Raw genomic sequence first — 24,270 nt, 5'->3', positions numbered from 1 at the left:
GGTGAAATTGGAAGGGTTATAGAAAAGTCTGTAAAAATGCCAGTTTTCATTATAAAATGTACTTACAAACAGAAAGGTGATGAACCATGTCAAACGTTGCTGAATTTCGTGATTTTTTAACTAGTGAGAAAATCTATATGAATGAGTTGAATGAAGATGGAACCACCTTTTTTAGAGCTGAGCAAAAGTTAAAGGACGGGTGGAAGGTCCTTTTAGTATTTGCATTCAATCAAGATGAAAATGTGGCGGACTTATTTTGCTTTAATGTCGCCGAGTTGAAGAATCCTGAAAAGAAACAGGATGTTCATACACTGTTGAATGAATATAATGCTAATTTTAGGTACTCCAAGCTTTATGAAGAAAATGGGACCATTTCCATTCGGTATTCATACTCCATTGAGGGGGATATCGTACCGGATCTTGCGTTCAGGAAGTTAATCATGCTGCTTGAAACGGCACAGCAGGTTTATCCGCGGTTAATGGAAGTCATTTGGTCTTAAATCATTATATAGGATGAAAAAGTTCTCTGAAACAGGGGGCTTTTTAACATCTTTTCTAGAGTGAATGAATATATTAACGTTACAATACATTAATTAATAATTTTTTTAAAAGAACTATTGCATTTTTTTAGATTAAACTATATAATTAATTTTGTTGGTAATTCGACAAAGTTCTACAATGACATGCGGGTGTAGTTTAGTGGTAAAACCTCAGCCTTCCAAGCTGATGATGAGGGTTCGATTCCCTTCACCCGCTCCAATACATACTCATAACGTAGGGTTTCGTTACCTGGAGAACGAAGCTTTGCGTTTAAATATTATTACAAGAATTCTACTGTTTACAGTGGGATTTTTTTTATTGTCCAAATTTTATGGGGGCGGAAATTCGGGAAGGGGTTGAATGAGCTGAAGGTTAATCTGATATCATTTTTATTCTATCAGAGAAATGACAATACGAACTTCGTGGCATTCATACCGTAATTAAAACCGGAGTTTTATATTAGCTGCCATGTATTTTATACCGATAAAAAGCGTTAATCAAAGCTATTCAGCATTAGGGGATAACAAAATAAGTTCATTTTTGGATAAATGCCTAAACAGCAGTTCTGGGGTTTTAGTAAAAACAGTGAACCGGTTAGGGTTATGATGACGGGTGTTATTTAACTTCACGGGTGGATGGGGTTATCAGAATCATTAAATCATACGGGGGCCGGGACGCATATCAAGTTATTATCCAAAGCTGAAGGGATGGATCGATGGGAATATAATTTATTTTAAAGGTTTGGAAAGTTTACGAAAAGACCCCTTCCGATTGTGGAAAGGGTTTATTTCCGTTCATTTTTGATTAGCCTTCTACAATCGAGTAAGTCCCTTCACCACCGTGGATTTCAAGGAACATGTCCATCAAGGATTTTGTTAGCTGATGTGCTTCTATGATTGGAGTATTGGGTTGTAAATAAATGATTTGGATCGCTTTTTTTGTTTCTTCGGTGACTTTCGTGCGTTCTGAATCAACGTATGGGCTTCCGAATGCGCCCTCATGATCGGCTGATGTAATCATATTTTCCATGGAATTCAAGCGGCCGTTCAAACCGTCATAACCATCCGTTCCGTCGCCAATCTTAATCAAGATGTCTCCTGATACCTTTTCCGCATCATAAATGCCGATCGGAACTTCATATAATAGGGAGAAGAAGTTATTCAAATCTATCGCTGAATGGATGGGTGTCAAGTAATTCTGTTTTTTTACGCGGCGGTACAGGGCTTCAACGGAGGGGCGATACCGTGACGGGTTGGTCCCTGCAGCCTTGAAAGTCTCTCGCCACACTTTAATGCCGGAAAAGTCGGTCAATTCCTTTTCTTCAAGGTCGAAGAAAAGAGCTTCCTGAAATAGTTGAAGTCTCCCTTTCACCATTTGCGGGGAGGGACCTACTTCGATGTTTTCATATGTAATGATCCCAACTTTGAATTGGGGGATTTTACTGCTAAGATTAGCTGATACGGTAATTTCCAAGCGTTTCACCTCCAAAAATGATTGCAATTAGTTTATCATAGATAGCAATGGTTTGAAATGAATACAAGCTTCGATCGGAATACTGAATGAACGTAGGTGATTAATATGGATATGAATGCATTCAAGCAAGAAGTGATTTTATATAGTAAAGAGATCGGCATCGATAAAATCGGTTTTACATCGGCCACGGCTTTTGCCGAATTGAAAGCTCGCCTGATACGTCAACAGGAACTGGATTATCAGTCAGGGTTTGAAGAAGGCGATATAGAAAAAAGGGTCAGGCCTGAATTGATATTCGAAAAACCGCAATCCATCATTTCGATTGCACTTGCTTATCCATCAAAATTGAAGGATGCTCCGCAAAGCACAAAAGGTGAGCGGCGAGGGATCTTTTGCCGGGCTTCTTGGGGAACGGACTATCATACCGTTCTTCGTAATAAATTGCAGTTACTTGAGGGTTTCATTAAAGATAAAGTGCCAGGGGCAGTGGTGAAGTCAATGGTAGATACGGGCGAATTGTCAGATAGGGCAGTGGCTGAGCGTGCAGGAATTGGCTGGAGTGCAAAAAACAGTATGATCATCACTCCGGAATTCGGGTCTTTTGTATACTTGGGAGACATGATTACCAACCTGCCATTTGAACCGGATCAACCGATGGAAGATCAATGCGGGACATGCAATAAATGTGTCGATGTTTGCCCGACAGGTGCGCTCGTTCAGGGTGGCCAGCTAAATTCTAAGCGTTGTATTGCATTCTTAACCCAGACAAAGGGTTTCCTGCCGGATGAGTTCAGGACGAAAATAGGCAATCGTTTGTATGGGTGTGATACATGCCAGACCGTTTGTCCGAAAAACAAAGGAATGGATTTTCATTTTCATGAAGAAATGGAACCTGACCCCGAGTTAGCAAAACCGCTGCTGAAACCTCTGCTTACGATTTCAAATCGGGACTTCAAGGAGACATACGGCCATGTATCTGGCTCTTGGCGCGGTAAAAAACCAATCCAAAGAAATGCCATTTTAGCATTGGCCCACTTCAAAGACGAAACTGCATTGCCCGAACTGATCCAGGTCATGAAGGATGATCCGCGGCCCGTCATACGGGGAACGGCGGCCTGGGCGGTTGGGAAAATTGGCCGGGGGCAGTCCGTTTCCGTTCTGGAAGAAGCACGAATGAAGGAAACGGATGAAGAGGTACTGGCGGAAATTGAAAAGGGACTGCAGTTTACCTTGGAAACAAAATGATATTTAAGAAGTAGTGGCTGTCCCAAAAGTCGTAAATGACTTTTGGGACAGCTTCTTTCTTTTTTTTCTAGTTATAGACATTACCACTAAAGTTAACCGGATAGCTCCCAATTTGTAACCACTATAAAACCAGTACCGACTATAAGCAGTACTTACATCCCCGTAATAAGATTGTTGTTATACGGGTATATTTGTTACGGCATCTACCAATTCATACTTAAGGTGAGCTGCAGACCACTTCTTTCGGACACTTGCCATTCTGAATAACTAGTTGCTACGCTATTCCTTATGGTTAAATATTTGTTTATATATAACCTGCGGGTACCTAAAAAGGAGAGCTTATTGGGCTGTTAATCAGCAAATCCTTAGCTCTAAAAGCATAACTGTCCAAATTTAAAATGACTTGAGTTCCCCCTTTCCTCTTAACGTGGAGGAAACTGGTCATCTTGTCTTTTATCTATATACAAAGTGCCATCACTTTGTATTTCAGCATAAAATACATCTTGCAGGCATACACCAAACTGCTGTAATTGCGTTTCCAACCAGCTTTGGTTTAAGCTCAGTTTACTTAAATTATGAGGAACAATTTTTCCATCCACAATAATTTCTGTAGGTATGTATGATGGTTTCACATAAGTAATATCCTTATTGGAAACATTCTGGCTATCCACTTTTTTTAAGACAGACAATTGACCATTTGGTTCTAAAACGGCATAGTTTACCTCTTGCATGGAGAATATGCTTTGTTCTCGCAATAGCATGTTAAGGTCATCCATGTTTAATTTTTCCCCTTTCAACGCTTTCTCTAGGATTTTTCCATCTTTGATTACAATTGTAGGTTCGCCGTCAAGTATTATACGAGCTTTTGGAGATTTTAAATTAATAAAGCCTACAAGCATAGTGAGTACGGACCAACCGATTAAACTAACGAAGGCGTCAACCATATCAATACTTGTATCGATTGTGATGGAAGCAGCCACCGCGCCGATAGTGATACCTGTAATATAGTTAAAGTAAGTCATCTGACTTACTTGCTTTTTTCCCATAATTCGAGTCATCAATAGTAAAACCACAAAAGCAGCGACTACCCTACTTAACACTTCAATAAAGCTCAAAATTTCCGTCTCCAATCTGGTCTAATCAGGTTAGATAATCGTGTATTCATTCTTATATTTTCCCCAATATTACTTTGATTATAATTCAGGATAAAAAAAGCCATACTGTAATCGATCCATACGGAAAGGCTTCACACGTGACTTTAAAATTTATGAATGTGAGGGTTGTTTGGATTGCCCTTTAAAATCGTAAAAAAGGCGGGAGGAAATCGTCAGGTGCATTTTAATCCCCTTCGAACATACACATTAGCATAGATAGTAAGAAGGAGGGCATGAACTTGAGGGAACAATTGCAACGCCTTTTACAAGAAAGAGTGGAGTTTTATACTTCCGATAATCAGGAACGGAGTGAAAGGAAATTACATCTGAAAAAGGAATTGATGAGGAACCGTGCAGCGGAAATTGTTCGGGTGAATGCAGCAGGCAAGGTTCATTCGAAGAGAAAGGAAGACATGGATACAGTCCTGACTTATCAAGTGCACCTGCAATATTTATTGAAAAAGGAGGATTCATTTTATATTGAAGAAGAAATGGAAGAAAGGGAAGCTCGATTTCGAAATGGGTATATAGTGGATGAATGTGAGCTGGTTCCCAGCTTTGAAACGGAAGAGGTACAGCCAAAATGTGATCCCGGCGCAAATCGACTTGCATATAAGTATGAGCGGATGAAGGCCGTCCAATATGCCGAGCGTTGGTGGAATGAATTCAATCCAAGGTATCATAAATTCACTGATGATTGTACGAATTTCATTTCACAATGTCTACATGCGGGAGGAATTCCGATGTGGGGGGCGCCAAACAAAAGTAAGGGCTGGTGGATAAGAGGAAAAAGCTGGAGTTACACTTGGACGACGGCACATTCTTTATATCATTTGCTAAAATCCGGGAATGCCATCAGGACAAAGCAGGTGGAGACGGCAGAGGAATTGAATTTGGGTGATATCCTTTGTATAGATTTTGAAGGGGACGGACGGTTTGATCATAACTTGATTGTAACCGCGAAGGATCAGGATGGGATGCCGCTTGTGAATGCCCATACGATGAATAGCCGTCACCGGTATTGGACGTATGAGGATTCGACTAGATATACACCGAACATCGTTTATAAATTCTTTGTGATTTTGGATGGAGGGTGATTGGTTTTTAGTCTTTTTTGTTTAATGCTATAATTAAGGTGAAGTTCAAACTAGAGGTGAATAAGAAGTGGCAATACATGTAGTTTTATATCAACCACAGATTCCAGCAAATACAGGCAATATTGCAAGAACGTGTGCAGGGACGGATACGTCTTTACATCTCATTCGCCCGCTCGGTTTCTCAACGGATGACAAACAGCTCAAACGGGCTGGGCTCGATTACTGGGAGAATGTAAAGATCCATTATTATGATTCGTTAGAAGAGTTTTACGAAAAGAATGCCGGCGGTGAATTTTATTACTTAACGAAATTCGGCGAGCAGCCGCATTCCAGCTTCGATTACAGTGATCAAGACAGTGAGATATACTTCATTTTTGGCCGTGAAACGACGGGCCTCCCGAAAGAGCTGATCCAAGAAAATATGGATCGGTGCCTTCGGATTCCAATGACGGATAAAGTACGTTCCCTTAATCTGTCGAACACGGCTGCCATCTTGATTTATGAAGCATTGAGACAGCAAAATTACCGTGAATTGGATTTGAAAACAAAAGGTTGAGTGTCATCACTGGCTTACTGTCATCGGGGGAATTACAGCCCCGATGATGGATTTTTCACTTTACATATTCAATAGGGGTGAGAGCTTTGAATAAAATAATTGAGAAGATTTTAGATCACCGTTCCATTCGTTCTTTTGAGGACAAGCCATTGTCTGAGGAGCAAATCAATACGATTGTGGAATGCGCCCAGGCTGCATCGACTTCAAGTTATATTCAAGCGTATTCAATCATAGGGATAACCGAACCGGAAAAGAAAGCCAAGCTTGCTGAACTTGCCGGACCACAAGCTTATGTAGAGAAGAATGGACATCTATTCGTCTTTTGCGCCGATTTATATCGTCAGGATATGGTTTCCGAAATGGAAAACATGGATCTGACTGAATCGATTGAAAGTACGGAGAAATTCATGGTTGCCTGTATTGACGCTGCTCTGGCGGCTCAAAATGCAGCATTGGCCGCAGAATCGATGGAACTTGGCATTTGCTATATCGGCGGGATACGCAATAATCTCCCGGAAGTGTCTGAGGTTTTGAATATACCGCACCGGGTTATTCCATTATTCGCTTTAGTGGTTGGATATCCGAAAAACCGTTCGGATAAAAAGCCCCGTTTGCCGAAGTCCAATATCTATCATGAAAATGGATATCAGGAGGATAAGCAGGAGTTCATCGGACAACTTGAAGAGTACAATGAAACGATTTCCAGTTATTACGAACGCCGGACTAAAGGTAAACGAAAAGACACCTGGACCGAGCAAATGGCTGGCATGCTTGGAAAGAAAAGCAGGCTGTACATGAAAGATTACGTGGAAAAGCAAGGATTTAAGAAACATTGATTGATGACTTAAGGGACATCTTTCAAAATCCTGAGCATGAGCCAAACAGTGAAGATCCCGGAAATATTTCCGGGATCTTCACTGTTTTCATTTATCAATTGGTAAAACTTTTCAGGCAAAAGGTCTAAAAGGTTGTCTTCTTATATGCCGATGAACTAACTATTGACAATATATTTAGATAGAATTATAGTATTAAAGTAGTGGTAATGATAATCATTTTCAATTGAGTCTTTACTTACCTATTTTTCAATAAATGGAGGTTAAAAAATGGTTCGCCTATATACAGAGAATTTAAATATTGGGTACGGTGAACATTTAATTGTAAAAGATCTCAGTGTGAAAATTCCAGATAAAAAAATCACAACGATCATCGGTTCAAATGGATGTGGGAAATCCACACTTTTGAAAGCGATCACCCGGATCATTCCTAACCAATCAGGTACGGTTATTTTAGATGGGGTGAATATCTCAAAAGAAAGCACTAAGATCCTTGCAAGAAAAATGGCCATACTTCCGCAGACACCCGAGAGTGCAAGTGGTTTGACAGTTGGCGAGCTCGTATCATATGGTCGCTTTCCCTATCAAAAAGGTTTTGGGCGTCTGACCCAAAAGGACTATGATGTGATTGATTGGGCACTTGAAGTGACCGGCACGAAAGACTTTAAGTTCCGTCCGGTGGATGCTCTTTCAGGTGGCCAGCGCCAGCGTGTTTGGATTGCCATGGCCCTTGCCCAGGAAACGGAAATCATCTTCCTCGATGAGCCGACCACCTATTTGGATATGGCGCATCAACTAGAGGTTTTAGAACTATTACAGAGGCTGAATGTAGAACAGGGCCGTACGATTGTCATGGTCCTTCATGATTTAAACCAAGCTGCTCGCTTTGCCGACTTTATCATTGCCTTAAAAGAAGGGGAAATAGTCAAAGCAGGAGATTGTGAAGAAGTCATCACTCATGATGTGCTTAAGGAAGTATTCCATATTGATGCGGTAATCGGACGAGATCAACGAACGAACAAACCAATGTGCAGCACCTACAATTTATTAAAAGGAGATTTGACATCAAATGAAAAAGATAATGATCCCGTTTATACTGCTGTTAGTGTTAATTATTAGTGCTTGTGGTAACGAGTCGACCAAAAAAGAAAAAGGCTCCACTTCCAAAAAGGAAAAATCAGGTACCATCACTTACCAATCTGAAAACGGCCCTGTTGAAGTTCCTGCAGATCCAAAGCGTGTTGTAGTACTATCTACTTTCGCAGGTAACGTAATGGCTTTGGATGTTAACCTTGTAGGGGTCGATTCCTGGTCTAAAATGAACCCGAACTTTAAAGAACTAAAGAATGTCGAAGAAGTGACGGACGAAAACCTGGAAAAGATCATTGAGTTGAATCCGGATTTAATCATTGGTTTATCAACGATTAAAAATGTCGATAAATTAAGTGAAATTGCTCCAACCGTTACGTATACATACGGAAAAGTGGACTATTTAACGCAGCACATAGAAATTGGTAAGCTTTTGAATAAAGAAAAAGAAGCCCAGGGTTGGGTGGATGATTTCAAAAAACGTGCAAAAACAGCCGGTGAAGACATAAAAGCCAAAATCGGTGAAGATACTACCGTTTCCGTATTCGAAAAGTTTGACAAACAGTTCTATGTATTTGGCGATAATTGGGGCCGTGGAACGGAAATCCTTTATCAAGAAATGAAATTGGCCATGCCTGAAAAAGTAAAAGAAGTGGCTTTGAAAGATGGTTACTTTGCTTTATCTTTAGAAGTTCTGGCAGACTATGCCGGTGATTATGTGATTTTGAGTAATAATAAAGATGAGGATAATTCATTCCAACAAACAGATACGTATAAAAACATTCCTGCTGTTAAAAACAATCAACTATTTGAAGCTAATGCGAAAGAATTTTACTTCAATGATCCAATAACATTAGATTACCAATTAGACTTCTTTTCCAAAAGTTTTCTAGGTAAATAATACAGCGAGGAGAGGGATTCAAATTCCTCTCCTTTCATTCTATAAATAAAGAGATGAGAGACAGATGACTAATGAGAATAAACGTTTCATCCCATTTATATATAAACTGATCATCGGGATTGCTGCATTCATGGGCATGTTCTATATTTCAATGGCGTTTGGTGCGGCAGATGCTACCGTCAAAGATGTCTGGCAAGCACTGACATCAAATGCTACTGGTGATAAGATTTCCATCATTCGGGAAATCCGGTTCCCTCGTGAAGTGTGTGCAATCTTTGTTGGTGCGGCACTTGCCGTTTCTGGTGCCATCATGCAGGGAATGACTAGAAATCCACTTGCTGATCCAGGGTTGCTTGGATTGACGGCAGGTGCCAATGCAGGTCTCGCCTTAACTTTGGCATTTATTCCTTCAGCTAATAACTTAGGGATCATGACTGCGTGTTTTATTGGATCCGCAGTGGGGGCTACCATGGTTTTCGGCATAGGTGCGATGAAAAAGGGAGGATTTTCTCCTTTACGGATCGTATTGGCTGGTGCTGCAGTCTCTGCATTCCTATTTGCCGTTTCGGAAGGGGTCGGTATTTATTTCAAGGTATCAAAGGATGTTTCGATGTGGACTGCAGGCGGGAATATCGGAACATCATGGGGGCAGCTCCGTGTAATCGTCCCAGTTATTGTAATAGGCATCCTGATCTCCTTTATCTTTTCTAGACAGCTCACAATACTTAGCCTAAGTGAAGAAGTGGCGGTAGGGTTAGGTCAAAAGACAACACAAATAAAGGCGGTCCTCTTCGTAGTCATCATTCTCCTAGCTGGTGCTGCCGTTGCTCTTGTTGGGAATATGGTATTCATCGGGTTAATGGTCCCCCATATGGTTAGGGCAATCGTCGGTACGGATTATCGATTCATCCTGCCTATGTCAGCGATTTCAGGTGCCACTTTCATGCTTCTTGCCGATACGATAGGCCGGACATTAAATTCTCCATATGAAACACCTGTGGTAGCGGTTGTTGCGATGATTGGTTTACCTTTCTTCCTCCTAATCGTGCGTAAAGGAGGTAAATCATTTTCATGATCCAGTCAGCTTTAATCAAAAAACAGCGATGGATATTAGGTGCATTATTCGCACTCATAATCATAACGATCATTATTGGGACATGTTCGGGTTATTCGAATCTTTCTTTAGGGCGACTGATTCCAACGCTTTTCGGGCAAGGGACGTTTAAAGAGGAATTCATTTTATTTTCCGTCCGATTACCGCGGATTATCATTACCCTTTTGGCAGGCATGGCCCTTGCACTGTCAGGAGCCATTTTACAGGGAATCACACGTAATGATTTAGCCGATCCCGGAATCATCGGAATCAACTCAGGAGCTGGTGTTGCCATTGCCGCTTTCTTTTTGTTTTTCCCGATTGATACAGGTTCGTTTGTTTACATGATCCCACTTGTCGCTTTTATAGGCGCGTTACTGACGGCCTGTTTAATATATATACTCTCATTTAAGAAAAGGGCTGGCCTTGAACCTGTTCGGTTAGTTTTGATTGGCGTAGGATTTTCAATGGCGCTTTCAGGCTTGATGATTGTCCTCATTTCATCAGCGGAACGGGCAAAAGTCGATTTCATTGCAAAATGGTTGGCGGGAAATATATGGGGTACGGATTGGCCCTTCATTTGGGCTATTCTTCCATGGTTAATCATCCTCATTCCATTCACTTTATATAAAGCAAACCGTTTGAATCTGCTTGGTTTAAGTGAACCAATCGCAATTGGAGTGGGTGTATCGATTGAAAAGGAACGGATCGTATTGCTAATCACAGCTGTCGCACTGGCTGCGGCTGCCGTTTCTGTTACAGGCGGAATTGCATTCATTGGACTCATGGCCCCCCATATAGCAAAATCTTTGGTGGGACCTCGAAATCAATTATTCATTCCAGTTGCCATTTTACTCGGTGGGTGGCTATTGTTGCTTGCCGATACGATAGGACGTAATATTGTTGAACCTGAGGGGATTCCTGCAGGTATCATGGTAGCATTGATCGGTGCTCCTTATTTCATGTATTTATTGTTGAAGAAGTGAGTTCATTGCTAAAATCCCTTGAAATCTTTCAGGGGATTTTACGCTTTTTTGAGCACTTCCTTTTGTGGAATCAAACAAAATTCCATTGTTATTCATGGAATTTATCTATATCTATTTATTTCCTCTGGATTCAATCGTTTCGCTTCGAAAAAAAACACTTGAATGAATTTTTTTGTATTTACCCGGGTAGGAGTGAGGACGATCGTTGAATCCTTTTGCAGTTCTTTCATCTTTTGGCGAACGACTGTGAAATCAAAAAATTTGGAAGCGTAATTTTCAAACTTTGGATTTGAAAAATCCGTTAAACCGAGCGAAGCAAAATGATTTAACGAATGGTTGATCGTTCTGCGTATTCGCTGTTCGGCAGCTTTCATTTCTCGATTAATATCAACTTGCCCAGCTGATGTTCCGAGCTTTTTTTTTGTAATTTCTTCAAAGATATCTTTAAGAGTCGGGAAATGCTGTTCAAAAGTAAATGTCCGTTCATACATGAATAAATACTGAAGCATTTCAATTAAATCCTTTGCCCCATTTTCTCCCACAACCCCTAATTCCGATAATAAAAATTCGCCCACCTCTTTTATGCTTTTTTCATTAAAATTATTTGATTTATCAGCCTTTGGCTGTTCAAAATTCAATACACTATTTAAAGAGGCTTGGATATTAGTGATCGATCTTTCTAAATGAATACGTTCCATGACCTTTCGGATAACTGTTAATATTTCAATGCGATTAATCGGTTTAGTAATATAATAATCGATTCCGAGTGAGTATGCCTCACCAATCAGCTCTTTTGATTCAACCTGTGAAATCATTATTATTTTTCCATTAAATGTACTTTTTATATGACGAAGTGTCTCAATGCCATCCCGGATGGGCATTAATAAATCAATAAATAAAATATCAATTTGTTTTAAATTCAAAATATGTCCTTCTAATTGACTGCCATCTTCCGCTTCCTCTACCACTTCTCCTAAATCTTCGTTCTCTATAATTTGGCTTAAGTTCGAACGTATAGCACAATCATCATCTGTTATAAAAAAACGCATGAAATCATCCTTTCTGTATCAACTTATGGATTGGTAACTTTATAGAAAAAACAGCGCCGTCAATTTTACTCTCTAATAGGATATCCCCTCCCAGTTCTTTCACAACTTCTTTAACATATGAGAGTCCAATCCCTGTTGAAGGGGTCCCGAAATGATCATATTTTGAAGTGAATCCAGGTTTAAATATAACGGTCTGATATTTTTTAGGGATCCCAGGTCCATTATCAGCAACTTTAAATTCTACATTATCGCAAAGTTCACTCAAACTTAAACTAATGATTCCCTTTTCTTTAATTGCCTCCACTGCATTAGCGACTAAATTATTGAAAAGAGATAATACGGTATATACATGATAATGTGAATCGGTGTTTCCATCTAAAGAGTATTCAAATTGAATATCCTTTCCAAGTGATAAGGCATATTTTTCATTAATTCGGATAATTAATCGAATAAGTTCAGCAGCTTCCATATAATCCTTAAAACTCTCATTAGAAATCAATTTAGAGAGACCAGCAAAAATTCGTTGATTATCTTTCTTAACTTCATGCATTTCACCCGCAATGCGCAAGGCTCTTTGACTATATTGCTGTGTAAGAACATGGGGTTGCTTTTCCCGTTTTTCCCGTTCTTTTAAATCGCGATACAAATCATACGATTCCTTTGTTATATTCTCTGCATTTTTTAATGTTTTTCTTAAATGAATCGTTTCCTCATATAAATTGGAAATGAGCATCAGCATGTGTTCATTTTGTTTTCTGATTTGCCTTTCTCTTGATTGTGCCTCATAAAGTTTCATCATATTAAAAAAGCTTAAAACGATAAAACTGTGTCCGAATGCGATCACGATCATCTCATTTAATGAACCTAACGTAATTGTTGTTTCTAATACAAAATATTGAATGATTAATTCTGCAGTGTCGGATAATATTTCGATAATGAGGCCAATAAATCCAATAATCAAAGACCGATTTTGAAAGCGGTTGATTTTCACTAAAGAAAAAAGAAAGGAATAGGTGAAATAAAAGAAAAAACTGGGATACTGTTCTTGAAAAGTGGACGCCCAGTGAAAATTATCATTTGTGAAAAAGTCTATTAGGATACGAAATAACACAACCATCGTTCCTGTCAAGGCACCCGATAAAATAGCAGGTGTTTTCTGTAATAATAGTAAAAAAAAGAAAAGTGCAGGCGGACCAAAACTTATCCGAAACGTTTCATTTAAAGGATAAAAACTCAATTCACCAGCTAATGGGACTGTTAACAACATCAGAGCAAGGATATTGACCTCTTTTTTCATTAACGTACCGAGATTCAGGGCGTTCACCTCCCAATTGTTTAAAAAATCAGTATACAGTTTCAGCGGCTTCAATACAATGCTTACTTTGCTTAATAGAACGTATTAGTAAAAATACGGAAAAAACAATCTTTTTTTCTATCCACAAAAATAGTATCAAAACATGTGAAAAGAATCACGTTTTTGATTTTAAAGGATTTTTATTTTTTAGATTTTGTAGGTTTTTGTAAGATTATGTAGTTCCCGTTTTAAAATTCAAGGTAGGTAAAAACTTTTGAAAGCGCTTAACAATATTTAGAATATTCATTATGTTTTCATCTAATCCATTAAAGTTAAGCACAACAATGAAGAGGTGGAAGAAAGTGGTTGGAGAATTAACAAAAGATTATAACATTCATGTTAATAATCAAAAGCAAGCCTGCTTGGATGAATGGGTAGCAAATTACAAACCCTATGCTACTGAAGGACAAACCGCCAATTATATACCTGCGTTGAGGAATACACACTTATCGCAGTTAGGTATTTGCATACTAGAGCCAGGTGGAAACATGATAAAGTCAGGAGATTGGGAAGTCCCTTTCACGTTGCAAAGTATTTCAAAAGTGGTCAGCTTTATAGCCGCATGCTTGGGTTGCGGCATTTCTTATGTGTTGGATAGGGTCGATGTGGAACCAACTGGGGATGCTTTCAATTCAATCATTCGTTTAGAAATGCATAAGCCAGGAAAACCGTTTAATCCTATGATTAATGCTGGGGCGATTACTGTAGCTTCGCTTCTGCCAGGGGAGTCTTCACAAAAAAAATTGGAATTTCTCCTTGCATTATTTGAAAATTTGTTAGGGAAGCGCCCAATCATCAATGAGGAAGTATTTCAATCTGAGATGTTAACCGCTCATAGAAATAGAGCTTTAGCACATTATTTAAAAGAGATGAATTATTTAGAATCTGATGTAGAGGAGGCTTTAGAGGTTTACCTGAAGCAATGTTCCATAGAAGTGACTGCAGAAGACATAGCCCTGATTGGATTGATCCTCGCACTAGATGGTTACCATCCTATACGTCAAGAACAAGTTCTCCCTAAAAAAGTGGCTAAACTAGCCAAAGCGTTAATGCTTACTTGTGGAATGTACAATGCTTCGGGGAAATTTGCGGCTTTTGTTGGGGTGCCAGCCAAAAGTGGAGTATCGGGTGGAATTATGGCATCAGTTCCTCCAAGTGCCAGAAGCGGAATGCCCTTCAAAGGTGGATGTGGTATTGGTATTTATGGGCCGGCAATTGATGAATATGGGAATAGCGTGACAGGTAGTATGCTATTGAAACATATGGCAGAAGAATGGGATCTAAGCATTTTCTAAAAAAGCAGAAAATATTTGTTCTCATAAAGGGGACAACCTTAAGATATTCCAATCAAAAAGTTAGGCGCTTAATAAGAGGTGATCTGAATACAGCAGTTACATTAAGATTTATTTGGGCGTACACTAGCACAAATCATAAATCCAGTTACTTTAAACGTTATTTAAAGGAATGAATTTTTGGAAAGCATGGTGATGACATATGAATTTACAGCGAAAGATGGGAACGTTCTCATTAACGATGGTAGGACTCGGGTCTATTATTGGATCAGGTTGGTTATTTGGAGCTTGGAGAGCGGCACAAATCGCAGGACCAGCTGCCATTATCTCTTGGATTATAGGAATGGTGGTAATATTATTTATTGCACTTTCTTACAGTGAATTAGGGGCAATGTTTCCTGAAGCTGGTGGAATGGTAAAATATACGCAGTACTCTCATGGTTCGTTCATCGGGTTTCTTGCAGGTTGGGCAAACTGGATTGCAATTGTTTCCGTAATTCCAGTTGAAGCGATTGCTTCAGTCCAATATATGAGCTCATGGCCATGGGAATGGGCGAAGTGGACACATGGTTTAGTGGAAAATGGAAGGCTTACAGGGGGAGGCTTGGCAATTGCCTCCGGATTACTTATCGTCTACTTTTTATTAAATTACTGGACAGTTAGTTTGTTTTCAAAAGCTAACTCATTTATTACAGTCTTTAAGGTTATTATACCTGGACTTACGATTGGATCACTTTTATTTGCTGGTTTTCATGCATCCAATTTTACGTCAGCAGGAAGTATGGCACCTAATGGTTGGGCAAGTGTGCTTACTGCAGTAGCGACTTCTGGAATAATCTTTGCGTTTAACGGTTTTCAAAGTCCGATTAATATGGCGGGTGAGGCAAAGAATCCTGGACGCTCGATCCCAATTGCAGTGATTGGCTCCATTTTAATTGCAACGGTTATCTATGTTTTATTACAGATTGCGTTTATTGGAGCAGTTGATCCGTCCATGATTGTGAACGGATGGCATCATTTGAATTTCAATTCACCGTTTGCTGACTTAGCAATTGTTTTAGGCATAAACTGGTTAGTCATTTTACTATACGCCGATGCTTTTATTTCCCCTTCCGGGACAGGAATAACATACACGGCGACAACATCACGAATGATTTATGGAATGGAAAAGAATAAATATTTACCAAGCGTGTTTGGAAATCTTCATCCTCTTTATGGTATCCCGCGTCAAGCCATGTTTTTAAATCTAGGTGTATCTTTCCTGTTTTTATTCATGTTTAGGGGCTGGGGAGTACTAGCAGAGGTAATTTCGGTTGCCACTTTAGTCTCTTATATTACAGGTCCAGTTACTGTTATGACGCTAAGACGCACAGGTAAGGACTTGTACAGACCATTACGTCTAAAAGGATTAAGCATCATTGCGCCACTTGGCTTTGTTTTTGCTTCTTTGGTTCTTTATTGGGCAAGATGGCCGCTGACAGGTCAAGTATTATTTATCATAATGATTGGTCTTCCCGTTTATTTCTATTATCAAGCAAAAATAAACTGGAAGGGATTCCGTCAAAACTTTTCGGCAGGACTTTGGATGGTTGTTTACTTAATCTGTATGATGACCATTTCATATTTAGGCAGTGAAAAGTTTGGTGGACTTAACGTAATTCCATTTGGTTGGGATATGGCCCTCATTACATGTTTATCACTGGTGTTTTATAGATGGGCAATAAAGAGTGGATTCCAAACAGAATATTTGGAACAAGGAAAGAAAGTAAACGACGACTTGAGATCATTGGAGAACGACGATACCAAATCTCAAACGGAAAAAAAGAACGCTGTATAAAATATGAAGACCCTTCATTGATTTCATGCTTGCATGGAATCAATGAAGGGTTTATTAATTTATTTTAAAAGTAAAAAATCCTTCCGGGGTTCGCAAGGACTTTTTTCTATTTATATGGATGGGTGTGCAAAGAAAAGGGACAGCAAATTTAATTTGCTGTCCCCTTTTTTGGAATGTAAGAAAGGCCTTAATATTTTCTTTATTTGACACCCGGTTTATCTTCATAACCAGCAGTAAAGATAGCGGCTAAAAATGTAATAGCAACTGCAACGATAATAATTGTGCCCATAATGTGACCTCCCTTTACCCATATTGTCCCACTTAAGTATAGGCTTAGTATACCCTAATTTTTAGCAGTAGTGTACACTATTTTTCTTGTCAGCCGATTTGTCATCAATTGTTCAATGATGAAGCCTTTTTCGATATATGGAGCGTGCAGGAGGTTTCTAAACAATGCCCGGACACTTTTTAAAGTCTGACATGTTTGTCAGACTTAGAGCATAGATTTAAGTATTCTCTGAAAGTGACAGGGGGAGGTTCCTTAAATGGATATTTTAAAGAAAATCGAAAAATTTAGAGAAGATGAACAGAAGCTGAAGTGGGAAGGCACCTTCGCAGAGTACTTAGAAATTTTGAAAGAAACGCCATTAGTTGCTCAATCTGCTCATTCACGTGTATACAACATGATCAGAGATGCAGGGATAGAGGAAGTAAATGGGTCAAAGAAATACAATTTTTTCAGCGGTCAGTTGTTTGGGCTTGAAGATTCACTGGAAAGGCTCATCGAGGAATATTTCCATCCGGCGGCAAAGCGGCTGGATGTCCGTAAGCGGATTTTGCTTCTCATGGGTCCGGTCTCAGGAGGAAAGTCTACACTCGTTTCTTTACTGAAGCGTGGACTTGAAAATTATTCATTAAAGGATTCTGGTGCCATTTACGCAATAAAAGGATGCCCGATGCATGAAGATCCACTGCATCTCATTCCGCAGTATTTACGGGGTGATTTTTATGAGGAATACGGCATCAGGATTGAAGGAAACCTATCGCCGCTGAATGTAATGAGGTTAGAACAGGAGTATGGAAGCAGGATTGAAGATGTGATGGTCGAGCGTATTTTCCTTTCAGAGGATAAGCGTGTTGGAATTGGAACATTCAGTCCTTCTGATCCTAAGTCACAGGATATTGCTGATTTGACGGGCAGCATCGATTTTTCGACGATTGCCGAATATGGATCTGAATCGGATCCGCGTGCCTATCGCTTTGATGGCGAACTGAACAAGGCAAACCGCGGGATGATGGAATTCCAGGAGATGCTTAAATGTGATGAGAAGTTCTTATGGCATTTGCTTTCATTGACACAAGAGGGGAATTTTAAGGCAGGGCGTTTTGCATTAATCAGTGCAGATGAACTTATCGTGGCCCATACGAATGAAACGGAATATAAAGCTTTCATTTCCAACAAGAAAAATGAGGCATTGCATTCGCGGATCATCGTCATGCCTATTCCGTATAATCTGAAGGTTACCGAGGAAGAAAAGATTTATGAAAAGATGATTCATGAAAGTGATGTCTCAGATGTTCATATTGCCCCGCATACATTACGGGTGGCGGCAATCTTCAGCATCATGACCCGCTTGAAGGATCCCAAAAAGGGCGATATAGATTTACTGAAAAAGATGAGGCTGTATGATGGAGAAAATGTGGAAGGCTTTAACTCCGCAGACATCAATGAATTGAAGAAAGAATATCAGGACGAAGGCATGAGCGGAATCGATCCCCGTTACGTGATTAACCGAATTTCCTCTACGATCATTCGTAAGGAAAATCCGTCCATCAATGCATTGGATGTACTTATGTCATTAAAAGCAGGTCTTGATCAGCATCCGTCCATTACGAACGAACTTCGGGAGCGGTATTTGAATTTCATTTCCCTTGCACGTAAAGAATATGATGCCATTGCAAAAAATGAAGTGCAAAAGGCATTTGTCTATTCATATGAAGAGTCTGCGAAAATCCTCATGGATAATTATCTGGACAATGTCGAAGCTTACTGCAATAAATCAAGGCTGCGCGATCCTTTGACAGGGGAAGAAATTAATCCGGATGAAAAATTGATGCGCTCGATTGAAGAGCAAATTGGAATTTCCGAGAATGCAAAAAAAGCATTCCGCGAAGAAATATTGATTCGTATCTCTGCATATGCGCGTAAAGGAAAGCGATTCGATTATAATTCACATGATCGTTTACGGGAAGCAATCCAGAAGAAGCTATTCGCGGATTTGAAGGATGTCGTCAAGATCACTACTTCAACGAAAACACCAGACGAAAGGCAACTGAAGAAGGTGAACGAAGTCATTACGAGACTTATCGATGAGCACGGTTATAATTCCACTTCGGCCAATGATTTGCTGCGCTATGTGGGCAGCTTGTTAAATCGGTAAATGCATGCTTTCTTGCCCCTGCCCCCTATTGGGTAGGGGTTTATATTCTCTTTTTAGGAAAGGTAAAGTATTTGTTAGAGGTGACAGGGTATCGGATATTTAAAAATCAAAAAAATTACCGGGCCCTACTAGGGGGAGCCCGGCACTTTGGATTCCTATTTGGTTACATTCAAGCCATACTGTTCAATAAGTGTGATAAGTTGGTCGGGGGAAAGTTCGTCTTCGCTATGATCGATTTTAATTTCCCCATCATCAACATCGATGATCGCACGTTCCACGCCTTCCGTTTTTAAAAGTATGGACTCTAGATTTAGAATCGGACCTTCTGACGTTGCTTCTTTTACATAAAGCGTAGTTGTTTGCATACTTCTTACACCTCCTTTGGTTTGCTCATAATGTCTTATCTATACCCCATCTTCCCATTGGATATGTTACGTTTTGGATTTGGAAATATTGGGTATCAATAAGTGGAGGTGATAGCAAATGAGTAAAGAAGAATTGAAAAGAGAGCATGTTCCGGAAAACAGCTCCATGGCTAAGGATTATGAAGAGATGAAAGAACTTGGGAAGCAGATGGAAAATCAACGGACGAATGAAGAATTGAAAGAGCGGGACAAACGCCCAGGTACAGTGCAACATGAAATTGAGGAAGATAAAGATTGACGAATATCACAACCAGAATCATTCTATCTGTGTAAAAGGGTGTCCAGAAAATTATTGGAGCACCCTTTTGTTGTGGTTTATTGCAGCTATTTTTTGATATGTATTTGCATGTCTCTGCTTTTAGATTTTGTACACGGCTAACATCAAAAAGATATTTTAAGTTACCTTATAAAAATCTAATCCGATAAATGAAGCCTGCTGAAAAACGAACAGGACTGATAAGTCTGTTCGTTTTCTAGATAAATACTTATTTTGCAGTAACATTAGAAAAAAATATTTAAAGGGTCCCTATGTCCATGTCATGACTTGTCTAGTTCACAGGCAAACGTCCATTATTGAATTTTGTGGTAAATTATCCTGCACCGCTGCATAAGATAGAGTAATACTTTTCTTTTAATCCGTTTTTTCGCATAGTATTTTTCATTGGGACACCGGAATGATGTGGGCTTTCCCACACTAATTTATTATATGAAGGAATGATGAAAAGCGTGCAAACATTTTTAAGGGGGGAAGAGAATGTCGGAAGAGAATAATCAACAATATGTTATCTCACAGGAAAATTGGTCCCTCCATCGGAAAGGCTATGATGATCAACAACGTCATCAGGAAAAGGTGCAGGAAGCGATCAAGAATAATTTGCCTGATCTAATTTCAGAAGAAAGCATCATAATGTCTAATGGCCGGGATGTTATCAAGATTCCCATTCGCTCCTTGGATGAATACAAAATTCGTTATAACTATGATAAAAACAAACATGTAGGGCAAGGCGATGGAGACAGTAAAGTGGGGGATGTGGTTGCAAGGGATGGCTCACCGTCTGATGCCGGGGCCGGTAAGGGCCAAGGTGCAGGTGATAAGGCAGGTGAGGATTATTATGAAGCCGAAGTGTCGATGATGGAATTGGAGGAAGCCCTGTTCAGCCAATTGGAACTGCCTAATCTCCAGAAGAAAGAACAGGCGGAGCACACGCTTGAACATATCGAATTCAACGATATCCGCAAGACAGGCTTAATGGGAAATATCGATAAAAAGAAAACGATGATCTCGGCTTTCAAACGGAACGCTTTAAGCGGGGTTCCAGGGTTTCATCCTATTTATAAGGAAGACTTTAAATTCAAAACCTGGAATGAGATCCAGAAACCTGATTCCAAAGCAGTCGTGCTGGCAATGATGGATACTTCCGGTAGTATGGGGTTGTGGGAAAAATATATGGCTCGAAGCTTTTTCTTTTGGATGAACCGTTTCTTGCGGACAAAATATGAAACCGTGGAAATCGAGTTCATTGCCCATCATACAGAAGCGAAAGTGGTTCCGGAAGAGGATTTCTTTTCAAAAGGGGAAAGCGGCGGTACGATTTGTTCGTCCGTATACCGAAAAGCATTAGAACTTATTGATCATAAATATGACCCCGCGAAGTTTAATATCTATCCGTTTCACTTTTCCGATGGTGATAATCTAACATCCGATAACGTCCGATGCGTTAAGCTTGTTGAAGAACTCATGAAGGTTTCCAATATGTTCGGATACGGGGAAGTCAATCAATACAATCGCCATTCGACATTGATGACAGCTTATAAGAACATCGATAATGAAAAATTCAGGTACTATATCCTTAAGCAAAAGGCTGATGTTTTCCATGCAATGAAGAGCTTTTTTAAAGACGAGGAAAGTAAGAAGTATGCATAAAAAAGAGAACTTGGAGATGGCGATTTTCAAGTCATTATAATTGTAGGCAAAAAGGCGTGCGATTCACATTGTACGTCTTTTTTCATTTTGCAGATTCAGGAATTACATACGAAAAGGCTATTGCTCAACAAGAGCAATGGCTCAGATAAAAGGGGTTCGGAATTAAAACATTCCGAACCCCTTTTGAAATTGAATTTTGCTCAATATTAAGGAATTGTGTCTTTACGAGCCCACTATGTTAGGCCATTTTTTGACCTTCCCATGTCCAATTGGCCATCTTTTGACCTTCCCATGTCCAATTGGCCATCTTCTTTACATTCATGGCAGCGAAATTGCATCACCTGCATGGACAATTTTTTAAGTCCCCTTTAAGTAGTCCAACGCACCATGCTATTCTTTTTTCATCTGCGAAAACACGCTCAATCGTTTCTTTACTTTTCGCATAGATAGGTTTTTACATCTTGATGATGACGCAGATGATCTGCTTCTATCATATAATCGTACCCAATATGACGTGTCACTACTTTTTGATATCTTTATTTTCGGTACAGTTTGATAAAAATGACATGTCACACAAATGTGTTTTGGTGATTTGTACTGGTGATAGCCCTCTTTCAAATTGTACAAGCCATAAAAAAACAGTAGGCAAACTTGATTTTAATCGAGTTTGTCCACTGTCTAGGCCATTGCTCAACAGGAGCAATGGCTTTTTTCAAATACACTAAACTTATATCATTCGTTTCGTTAATTCGACAACACGTTGTTCTAACGCTTTCACAGGTTCTTTATCATGTAAGTATGCTCTTTTTTACAAAATTCATGAGAGACTTTCATTTGTAGTTACATATTCATTTTTTCCTGCACGCATTCCAACAATGAAAATAAGTGCCGAAATAACGACCAACATAAATAAGGGAATTGTCCAGCTATGTGTAACGTCATGAAGCAATCCGAATAATACCGGTCCGATGGCAGCTAAGAGGTAACCGAATGATTGAGCCATTCCTGATAATTCCGTCGCTTCATGGGTACTTTGTGTTCGAAGACTAAAGAACATCATGGATAAACTGAAAATGGTTCCGACGCCAATTCCGATCAATATCATGCATACTGGTATGAATATAGTGCTCCCGTATAATATGCCGAATATCCCTGCAATAAGGAAGGTGACAGGTGGGACCACTAACAGGCGCTGACTTTGTAAGCGTCCAGCTAAAATTGGCACAATGAATGTTATGGGAATGACGGCAAGCTGCATAATGGATAGCATCCAGCCAGCCTCATCAGCATTCAGGCCTTTTTGCTCCAGGATTTCCGGCATCCAGGTAATTACTGTATAGAAGATAAACGATTGCAACCCCATGAAAAAAGTAATCTGCCAGGCTAATCCAGAACGCCATAAGTTAATGTTTTTAACCTTTTGAGCCGTTTGTATATCCTTACCTGACTTGAATGGCCGTCTTAATTGCGGCATCCAAAAGAAAACCGTAATAAGAGATAAAATTCCCCAGCATCCAAGGGCACCAGCCCAACCCAAACCCGATGATGTAGCAATGGGAATGCTGATCCCGGAACCTATTGCGCCACATAAATTCATGGAAACTGCATATGTCCCTGTCATTAAACCGATATTCCTAGCAAAGTTATGTTTTATCAGACTGGGTAACAATACATTGCCCATTGCGATGGCCAACCCGATTAAAATGGTCCCAATGAACAATGTCAATACGCCGCCAACAGAGCGTATCCCAATCCCGATCGTTAATAATATCAAGGAAAGGAAAAGGGTGAGCTCCATTCCAAAACGCCGTGCTATCCTAGGCGCAAATGGTGATAATAATGCGAAAGAAAGCAAAGGCAATGTCGTTAAGGAACCTGATAGTGTATTGGAAATTCCTAAATTATCCCGGATCGAAGTGACAAGGGGGCCAACAGATGTTAAGGGAGCCCGCAGATTGGCACCAAGAAGAATGATCCCGATGATGAGAAGTCCTAACCTGGGTTTAATATCCATTTTTGTTTGTTCTAGTTGATTTGCCGCTTGATGAATGCTCATAATCTCCTCCGTACTTACTCTAAAGACTTTTTGAATTGTGCAATGTATTCATTGACTGTTTCGATTGCCCGGTCCACATCTTGCTCGATGATGGCATCTACAAGGTTGCAATGGATGTTCAGATGAAGGTTCGCATCAGAACTCATCTCGACTATCTGATGGATGGAATCATGAAGGGAGTCTTCCATATGTTCGTACAAATCAATCAATAAATCATTATGTGATGAACCCATAATCGATTTATGCAACTGGATATCCGCTTCTTCGTAAGCCTTGATATCCTTTGCTTTTGCCGCATTACTGCAAGCTGTTATATGAAGCCGTAATCTTTCTATATCTCCCTGGTTACGTCTCAGTGCCGCTAACTGAGCTCCCTCTCTTTCAAGGGCATGACGGACCTCTAACGTTTCTAATAAACTTGACTGCTGGACCCTTCTTTGAAATGCCGCCCCCAAGGCACTTGAGGACTTTACAAATGTTCCCTTTCCTTGTTTCGTCACTAAAAGACCTGCATAAACAAGTGATCGTACAGCTTCTCTTAATGTATTTCTGCTTACATCGAATTGTTGGATCAAATCCATTTCAGGAGGAATCTGATTTCCAATTTCCCATTCACCTGATTCGATTAACGATTCGATTTGGGAAACCACTTGCTCTACAAGGGATAAGCGATTTGTTTTAGATATGGACAATATATACACCTCGAATTTGTAGGATGATTGGTTCATTGGTTATTTTAACATGTATGTTTAATATATAACAAGAATGTTGTTGCATACGAGTATTTTGTAAAATCAAATTTCAATTTCCCATAAGAATTTTGGAAAAGAAAAAATCCCTAAATTCCAATAAATTCAGGGATTCAGAGTGTAGACAAACCCCTTTTCCAAAAGAATTGATGGAGAAAAAGGGGTTTTTTTATCTT

General features: G+C 39.7%; 21 protein-coding genes and 1 tRNA gene. 15 read left to right on the top strand and 7 right to left on the bottom strand.

Translation table 11 applies throughout. The features are described 5' to 3' along the window. Positions 1-86: 86 nt before the first annotated feature. Positions 87-500, top strand: a complete 414-nt coding sequence (locus tag SB775_RS08780; protein ID WP_061461819.1) for a YbjN domain-containing protein — start codon at positions 87-89, stop codon at positions 498-500. Between the two features lie 185 nt (positions 501-685). Further along, positions 686-759, top strand: a tRNA-Gly gene (locus tag SB775_RS08775). A 585-nt stretch (positions 760-1,344) separates the two neighbouring features. Here SB775_RS08775 and SB775_RS08770 read toward each other — a convergent pair. Beyond that, positions 1,345-2,013: a B3/B4 domain-containing protein gene (locus tag SB775_RS08770; protein ID WP_410861285.1), complete on the bottom strand. Its 669-nt coding sequence runs from the start codon at positions 2,011-2,013 to the stop codon at positions 1,345-1,347. A gap of 105 nt (positions 2,014-2,118) precedes the next feature. Here SB775_RS08770 and queG point away from each other — a divergent pair, with 105 nt between their 5' ends. After that, the gene (gene queG, locus SB775_RS08765; protein WP_061461821.1) at positions 2,119-3,258 is read left to right on the top strand and encodes a tRNA epoxyqueuosine(34) reductase QueG; all 1,140 of its coding nucleotides are present in this window, start codon (positions 2,119-2,121) and stop codon (positions 3,256-3,258) included. Positions 3,259-3,680: 422 nt separating this feature from the next. Here queG and SB775_RS08760 read toward each other — a convergent pair whose 3' ends face one another. Then, a complete protein-coding gene (locus SB775_RS08760; RefSeq protein WP_410861283.1) occupies positions 3,681-4,373 on the bottom strand; it encodes a DUF421 domain-containing protein in 693 nt (230 codons plus the stop codon). Positions 4,374-4,645: 272 nt separating this feature from the next. Here SB775_RS08760 and SB775_RS08755 point away from each other — a divergent pair, with 272 nt between their 5' ends. The 7 genes from SB775_RS08755 to SB775_RS08725 all read left to right on the top strand — a co-directional run bounded on the left by SB775_RS08755 (position 4,646) and on the right by SB775_RS08725 (position 10,967). Next, entirely contained in the window at positions 4,646-5,509 is an 864-nt protein-coding gene (locus SB775_RS08755; RefSeq protein ID WP_317778574.1) for an amidase domain-containing protein, read from the top strand. A 67-nt stretch (positions 5,510-5,576) separates the two neighbouring features. After that, positions 5,577-6,065 carry a tRNA (uridine(34)/cytosine(34)/5-carboxymethylaminomethyluridine(34)-2'-O)-methyltransferase TrmL gene (gene trmL / locus SB775_RS08750; RefSeq protein ID WP_089364594.1) on the top strand — a complete coding sequence of 163 codons (489 nt, stop codon included), beginning with the start codon at positions 5,577-5,579 and terminating at the stop codon, positions 6,063-6,065. Positions 6,066-6,151: 86 nt separating this feature from the next. Next, positions 6,152-6,901 carry an oxygen-insensitive NADPH nitroreductase gene (nfsA, locus tag SB775_RS08745; protein ID WP_410861281.1) on the top strand — a complete coding sequence of 250 codons (750 nt, stop codon included), beginning with the start codon at positions 6,152-6,154 and terminating at the stop codon, positions 6,899-6,901. Between the two features lie 267 nt (positions 6,902-7,168). Further along, a complete protein-coding gene (locus tag SB775_RS08740; protein WP_410861280.1) occupies positions 7,169-8,017 on the top strand; it encodes an ABC transporter ATP-binding protein in 849 nt (282 codons plus the stop codon). Beyond that, on the top strand, positions 7,968-8,888 hold the full coding sequence (locus SB775_RS08735) for an iron-hydroxamate ABC transporter substrate-binding protein (protein WP_410861278.1): 921 nt from the start codon (positions 7,968-7,970) through the stop codon (positions 8,886-8,888). The genes SB775_RS08740 and SB775_RS08735 overlap by 50 nt, the downstream gene beginning before the upstream one ends. Positions 8,889-8,952: 64 nt before the next feature. Continuing rightward, positions 8,953-9,963, top strand: coding sequence for a FecCD family ABC transporter permease (locus SB775_RS08730; RefSeq protein WP_410861277.1), 1,011 nt, complete (start codon positions 8,953-8,955; stop codon positions 9,961-9,963). Beyond that, a complete protein-coding gene (locus SB775_RS08725; RefSeq protein WP_317778575.1) occupies positions 9,960-10,967 on the top strand; it encodes a FecCD family ABC transporter permease in 1,008 nt (335 codons plus the stop codon). The genes SB775_RS08730 and SB775_RS08725 overlap by 4 nt, the downstream gene beginning before the upstream one ends. Positions 10,968-11,068: 101 nt before the next feature. Here the strand turns inward: SB775_RS08725 and SB775_RS08720 are convergent, their stop codons facing one another. Both SB775_RS08720 and SB775_RS08715 read right to left on the bottom strand, forming a co-directional pair. Next, the gene (locus SB775_RS08720) at positions 11,069-12,016 is read right to left on the bottom strand and encodes a response regulator (RefSeq protein WP_061461826.1); all 948 of its coding nucleotides are present in this window, start codon (positions 12,014-12,016) and stop codon (positions 11,069-11,071) included. 4 nt (positions 12,017-12,020) lie between these two features. Then, positions 12,021-13,340 (bottom strand): sensor histidine kinase, encoded by a 1,320-nt coding sequence (locus SB775_RS08715; RefSeq protein ID WP_284149580.1) that lies wholly within the window; start codon positions 13,338-13,340, stop codon positions 12,021-12,023. Between the two features lie 314 nt (positions 13,341-13,654). On the opposite strand from SB775_RS08715, the gene SB775_RS08710 reads away from it, so the two are divergent. The 3 genes from SB775_RS08710 to SB775_RS08700 all read left to right on the top strand — a co-directional run bounded on the left by SB775_RS08710 (position 13,655) and on the right by SB775_RS08700 (position 18,940). Next, positions 13,655-14,665 (top strand): glutaminase, encoded by a 1,011-nt coding sequence (locus tag SB775_RS08710; RefSeq protein WP_061465973.1) that lies wholly within the window; start codon positions 13,655-13,657, stop codon positions 14,663-14,665. Between the two features lie 199 nt (positions 14,666-14,864). Then, positions 14,865-16,499, top strand: a complete 1,635-nt coding sequence (gene aimA, locus SB775_RS08705; protein ID WP_410861275.1) for a glutamate/serine transporter AimA — start codon at positions 14,865-14,867, stop codon at positions 16,497-16,499. A gap of 545 nt (positions 16,500-17,044) precedes the next feature. Next, the gene (locus SB775_RS08700) at positions 17,045-18,940 is read left to right on the top strand and encodes a PrkA family serine protein kinase (protein WP_061461828.1); all 1,896 of its coding nucleotides are present in this window, start codon (positions 17,045-17,047) and stop codon (positions 18,938-18,940) included. Between the two features lie 155 nt (positions 18,941-19,095). Here SB775_RS08700 and SB775_RS08695 read toward each other — a convergent pair whose 3' ends face one another. Next, on the bottom strand, positions 19,096-19,305 hold the full coding sequence (locus tag SB775_RS08695; RefSeq protein WP_061461829.1) for a hypothetical protein: 210 nt from the start codon (positions 19,303-19,305) through the stop codon (positions 19,096-19,098). A gap of 118 nt (positions 19,306-19,423) precedes the next feature. Between SB775_RS08695 and SB775_RS08690 the strand changes: the two genes are divergently transcribed. Together SB775_RS08690 and yhbH are read left to right on the top strand one after the other, a co-directional pair. Next, on the top strand, positions 19,424-19,603 hold the full coding sequence (locus tag SB775_RS08690) for a hypothetical protein (RefSeq protein WP_089364592.1): 180 nt from the start codon (positions 19,424-19,426) through the stop codon (positions 19,601-19,603). A 516-nt stretch (positions 19,604-20,119) separates the two neighbouring features. Then, the gene (gene yhbH, locus SB775_RS08685) at positions 20,120-21,289 is read left to right on the top strand and encodes a sporulation protein YhbH (RefSeq protein WP_410861273.1); all 1,170 of its coding nucleotides are present in this window, start codon (positions 20,120-20,122) and stop codon (positions 21,287-21,289) included. An 817-nt stretch (positions 21,290-22,106) separates the two neighbouring features. On the opposite strand, the gene SB775_RS08680 is transcribed toward yhbH, so the two are convergent. Together SB775_RS08680 and SB775_RS08675 are read right to left on the bottom strand one after the other, a co-directional pair. Beyond that, complete coding sequence (locus tag SB775_RS08680; protein WP_061461832.1) at positions 22,107-23,345, bottom strand: CynX/NimT family MFS transporter; 1,239 nt, start codon at positions 23,343-23,345, stop codon at positions 22,107-22,109. Positions 23,346-23,359: 14 nt separating this feature from the next. Continuing rightward, positions 23,360-24,037, bottom strand: coding sequence for a FadR/GntR family transcriptional regulator (locus SB775_RS08675; protein ID WP_410861271.1), 678 nt, complete (start codon positions 24,035-24,037; stop codon positions 23,360-23,362). Positions 24,038-24,270: the final 233 nt, after the last annotated feature.

The organism is Peribacillus sp. SIMBA_075 (genome assembly GCF_046534585.1).
This window is presented reverse-complemented; position numbering and strand designations above follow the sequence as displayed.